This is a genomic window from Pseudaeromonas pectinilytica, from assembly GCF_054780855.1.
In genome coordinates, this window is the sequence record NZ_BAAGVN010000206.1 from 1 (window position 1) to 1,146 (window position 1,146).

The window sequence follows — 1,146 nt, forward strand, 5'->3', positions numbered from 1 at the left end:
AGAAAGACGCTATAAACGCGGGCAGAAAAATAGTGATCGGCATGATGTTATTGGCCGATCGACATGATGTTATTAGCCATTCAGCTTGAAATAGGCAAGTACATGAATATAAATTAAGCAGTAATTGGTTTATCACTAAAATTGAAATAGCGAACATTGAGAATGTGCCCGCGTAGGAGAACGAAAATGACTGATAGCATTTCTATAGATTCAAATAGATTAACAGATGTACTTGATGACATGCGGCAAAATGAACTTTCATCTGTATTAACCACCGATATTATTGAATGTTACATGGGTGGTTTTCATCAAAACAAAAAAGTGCCCCATCAATTTCTTGAAATGCCCAATTCGGTAAATATCTAAAAGCAAACTCTTCGATTCTCGGCATTGCTGAAATTGCAGCAAAAGAAAAAGTAATCATCAAAGGGAATGTAACTTCCGCCTCTCGCTGGAGTATTATCTGCAACTCTCATAACTAGGCGCTGGACTTGCCAACAAATTGAAAATAAATGGATAATCATGATGGATTTTAGTAAAACTGATGAGCTATTCGCTAGATTAAAAGAGGTTGTAGATTATCCTCTATATGAGGAGCAGCCTCGATTTAAATTAGCATTGATTTTAGCCGTCAGCTCAATGCAATATTCAGATGCAGTAAGACTCTTATGTTCTCAAGATTTAATCCTTGGAGTTGGAACAACACTCCGTTCGCAATATGAAGCAATAGTTAGAAGTGTTTGGGTAATATATTGTGCAACTGATTTGCAAGTCGAAAAACTAGATGCGACACTCAATAGAGAGACACAACAAGCGAGTAAAAACATTCCTCTTCTAAATGAAATGCTCGGTGAGCTCGATAAAATACCACAAATTGCTAACTTATTAGTTGCTTTACATGAATTCAAGGATAGCTCTTGGCTGCCATTAAATTCCTTTGTTCACGCCGGAATTCATGCAGTGTTTTGGACAAAACACAAAGTCCCACAAGAATTGCTCGAACAATTGTTTAGAATCAGCAATGGATTAAATATTATTGCATTTCAAACGATCGGCATTCTAACCAGGGCGGGATCGCACTTTGTTAATGAAATTTGAACAGGCTGATCGTCTGTGATCTAATCACGCCTCCATGCAGGAGGCGCG

2 protein-coding genes are annotated in these 1,146 nt (G+C 37.8%); both read left to right on the plus strand.

The annotated features are described in order from the left end of the window. Window positions 1-186 precede the first annotated feature (186 nt). Window positions 187-366: a hypothetical protein gene (locus ACYVG7_RS10260; protein WP_460883023.1), complete on the plus strand. Its 180-nt coding sequence runs from the start codon at window positions 187-189 to the stop codon at window positions 364-366. A gap of 156 nt (window positions 367-522) precedes the next feature. After that, on the plus strand, window positions 523-1,098 hold the full coding sequence (locus tag ACYVG7_RS10265; protein ID WP_460883024.1) for a DUF6988 family protein: 576 nt from the start codon (window positions 523-525) through the stop codon (window positions 1,096-1,098). Window positions 1,099-1,146: the final 48 nt, after the last annotated feature.

Bases quoted from the DNA above. Each gene is read 5' to 3' on its own strand.
- ACYVG7_RS10260 (WP_460883023.1), top strand. From the start codon at position 187: ATGACTGATAGCATTTCTATAGATTCAAATAGATTAACAGATGTACTT.
- ACYVG7_RS10265 (WP_460883024.1), top strand. From the start codon at position 523: ATGATGGATTTTAGTAAAACTGATGAGCTATTCGCTAGATTAAAAGAG.